Source organism: Micromonospora sp. U56 (genome assembly GCF_018070095.1).
GTDB lineage: Bacteria > Actinomycetota > Actinomycetes > Mycobacteriales > Micromonosporaceae > Micromonospora > Micromonospora purpureochromogenes.
Map to the genome: position 1 here is coordinate 1 of NZ_JAGPYL010000227.1, position 2,931 is coordinate 2,931.

The 2,931-nt window shown below is 76.7% G+C and carries 4 protein-coding genes; all 4 read right to left on the reverse strand.

Features of this window, described 5'->3' with window-relative positions; all coding sequences use genetic code 11:
* Positions 1-79 precede the first annotated feature (79 nt).
* On the reverse strand, positions 80-1,108 hold the full coding sequence (locus KBX37_RS33575) for a sensor histidine kinase KdpD (protein ID WP_210779843.1): 1,029 nt from the start codon (positions 1,106-1,108) through the stop codon (positions 80-82).
* On the reverse strand, positions 1,101-1,796 hold the full coding sequence (locus KBX37_RS33580) for a response regulator transcription factor (RefSeq protein WP_210779844.1): 696 nt from the start codon (positions 1,794-1,796) through the stop codon (positions 1,101-1,103). The genes KBX37_RS33575 and KBX37_RS33580 overlap by 8 nt, the downstream gene beginning before the upstream one ends.
* Before the next feature lie 104 nt (positions 1,797-1,900).
* A complete protein-coding gene (locus KBX37_RS33585; RefSeq protein WP_307849318.1) occupies positions 1,901-2,473 on the reverse strand; it encodes a sigma-70 family RNA polymerase sigma factor in 573 nt (190 codons plus the stop codon).
* An 85-nt stretch (positions 2,474-2,558) separates the two neighbouring features.
* On the reverse strand, positions 2,559-2,931 hold a 373-nt coding region (locus tag KBX37_RS33590; protein ID WP_210779845.1), incomplete at its 5' end, for a dihydrofolate reductase family protein.

Sequence of the window (2,931 nt, forward strand, 5' to 3'; positions counted from 1 at the left end):
CCCCCCCCCGACCCGCTGGTCCGGCTCGCCGGCCGCGCCGTCCCGCCGGTCCGGGCGTCCGACGGTCGGCCGGGCCGGGTCAGCCGTCGGCCAGCGGCAGCCGGACGACGAACCGGCACCCGCCGGCGACGTTGCGCACGTCGACCCGGCCGCCGTGCGCCTCGACCAGCCCGCGCACGATCGCCAGGCCCAGCCCGCCGGAGCCCTCGGCGCCGCCGTTGCCCGGCCGGGGCGTGCGGGCCGGCTCGCCCCGGAAGGCCACGTCGAAGAGCCGGGGCAGGTCGTCCTCGGGGATGCCGCCGCAGGTGTCCGCCACGGCCAGCCAGGCGGCGTCGCCGTCGCGGCCCGCGTCGACCCGCACGGTGCCGTCGTCCGGCGTGTAGCGCACCGCGTTGAGCAGCAGGTTCCCCACCACCCGGGCCAGCTCCGGCTCGCTGGCGGTCACCGTCGGCCAGCCCGACTCGGCGGCCACCAGCCGGATCCGGCGGGCCGCGGCCAGCGGCGCGGTGCCGGCCAGGGCGTCGGAGACCACGTCACCCAGCGGCACCGCGGACAGCGACAGCCGCAACGCCCCGGCGTTGATCCGGGACAGTTCGAACAGGTCGTCGACGAGGCGGGTCATCCGGTCGGTCTCCACCCGGATCCGGCGGTGGTACTCGTGCACCGTCGCCGGGTCGGCGACCACCCCGTCCTCCAGCGCCTCGGCCATCGCCCGCAGCCCGGCCAGCGGCGTGCGCAGGTCGTGCGACACCCAGGCGACCAGGTCGCGGCGGCCCTTCTCGATCCGCCGCTCCCGCTCCCGCGCCTGGTCCGCCCAGACCGCCGCCGCGGCGAGCCGCCGGCCGAACAGCCAGCCGACGGCGAGGCTGACCACCGCCGCCGCCGAGACGGTGATCAGCACCACCTCCAGGTCGTGCGGGGAGAGGAACATCGCCTCGGCGATCACCGCGACGCCGGCCGCCACCGCGCTCACCGTCATCGCCAGCAGGACGGAGATGTGCACCGTGATCGACCGGCCGCGCAGCAGCCGCAGCGCCCCCGCGCCGAGCAGCCCGACGCAGCAGGCCGCGGCGAGCGCCGCCCCGAAGATCAGCGCGAGGTCAGCCATCGACCGGCTCGTACCGGTAGCCGACGCCCCAGACCGTGACGATCCGGCGCGGGTCGGCCGGGTCGGCCTCGATCTTCTCCCGCAGCCGGCGCACGTGGACGGTGACGGTGGACTGGTCGCCGAAGCTCCAGCCCCAGACCCGCTCCAGCAGCTCGGCCCGGCGGAACGCCCGCGCCGGGTGCCGCATCAGGTGGGCCAGCAGGTCGAACTCGCGCAGCGTGAGGGCCAGTTCCCGACCGTGCAGCCGGGCCACCCGGGAGCCGGTCTCGACGGTGAGGCCGCCGTCGGTGAGCACCTCCGCCGCCGTGCCGGCCGGCTCGCCGCCGGCCCGGCGCAGCACCGACCGGACCCGCAGCACCAGCTCGCGTGGGGAGAAGGGCTTGCTCAGGTAGTCGTCCGCGCCCAGTTGCAGGCCGAGGATCCGGTCGGCCTCGTCGCCGCGCGCGGTCAACATCACGATGGGTACGCCGTCCGGGCGCTCCCGCAGCCGTCGGCAGACCTCCAGCCCGTCGACCCCGGGCAGCATCACGTCGAGCACCACCAGCTGCGGCGGCGCCGCGGCGACGGCGGCCAGCGCGGCGGCGCCGTCGGCGACGTGGTCCACCTGGTAGCCGGCGTGTTCCAGGTAGCGGCAGACCACGTCGCTGACCGTCCGGTCGTCGTCGACGACCAGCACCCGTTGCGGCACGCGTACCTCCCCCTCGTGCCGGTCAGCGTAGCCGTGGGCCGGGCCGGTGCCGGGGCGCGGGAACCTTGCGATGTCCTTACGGAACGATCCGGGCCGGCGGCGGGTCAGCCGGCCCGGGTGTCCGTCCGGGTGGCGCGGTCGGCCATGGCGTCGACCAGGTCCGCTCGGGCCCGCGCCACCCGCGACCGGATGGTGCCGACGGGACAGTCGCAGGCCTGCGCCGCCTCGGCGTACGACAGGCCGAGAAGCTGGGTGGCGACGAAGGCCTCGCGCCGCTCGGCCGGCAGTTGCCGCAGCAGGGCGTCCAGCACCACGACGTTCTCGAACCGGCCCGCCGACGGCGGGTCGTACCCGTCGATGGTGGTGGCCGGCGGGCGGGCCCGCCGGGACCGGAGGTGGTCGGCGGCGACCCGCCGGGCGATGCCGAACAGCCAGGTCCGCGCCGAGGACCGGGCGGCGAACCGGGGCAGCGCGCGCATCGCCCGCAGGTACGTCTCCTGCACCAGGTCGTCGGTCTCCGCGTCGGCCAGCAGGTGGTGCAGGAACCGCCAGGTCGGGCCCTGGGTGGCCCGGACGAACGCGGGCAGCGCCAGCGGGTCACCCCGCCCGGCGGCCAGCGCCCACGCGGTCACCTGCTCGTCGCCCTCGACCACCACAGCCGCTCCCTCGTCCGCCACACCCCACCCCCTACGACGAAGCGTAGTAGGTCGTTTCTCCGGGTCGGCCGGTGGTACGGACGAACGGGCCCGCCGGTTCACCGGCTCAGGCGTCCGGGCAGCGTTCCGACAGGGCGTACCGGACCAGCACCACGTCACCGATCTGGCGGGCCTCGACCACCCGGGCCCGCCGGCCGGGATGCCACGGGAACGGGCCGTCGCGGACGAAGCGGGGTGCCCGGGGGTCGCCGACGAAGAACGGGGCGACCACCAGGTGCAGCTCGTCGGCGAGCCCGGCGGTGAGGAACTGGGCGTGCACCGACCCGCCGCCCTCCACCATCAGCCGGTCCACCCCGCGCCCGGCCAGGTCGGCCAGCGCCCGGGCCGGGTCCAGCGGGTCGCCGGCGTCCACCACGGTGGCCAGCCCGCCCAGCACCTCGCTGGTCTTCGCCACCGCCGGCGAGGCGCAGTACACGATC

What these genes read in the sequence shown, in the direction of transcription:
- KBX37_RS33575 (WP_210779843.1), bottom strand. Translation starts at nt 1,108, where the DNA reads ATGGCTGACCTCGCGCTGATCTTCGGGGCGGCGCTCGCCGCGGCCTGC.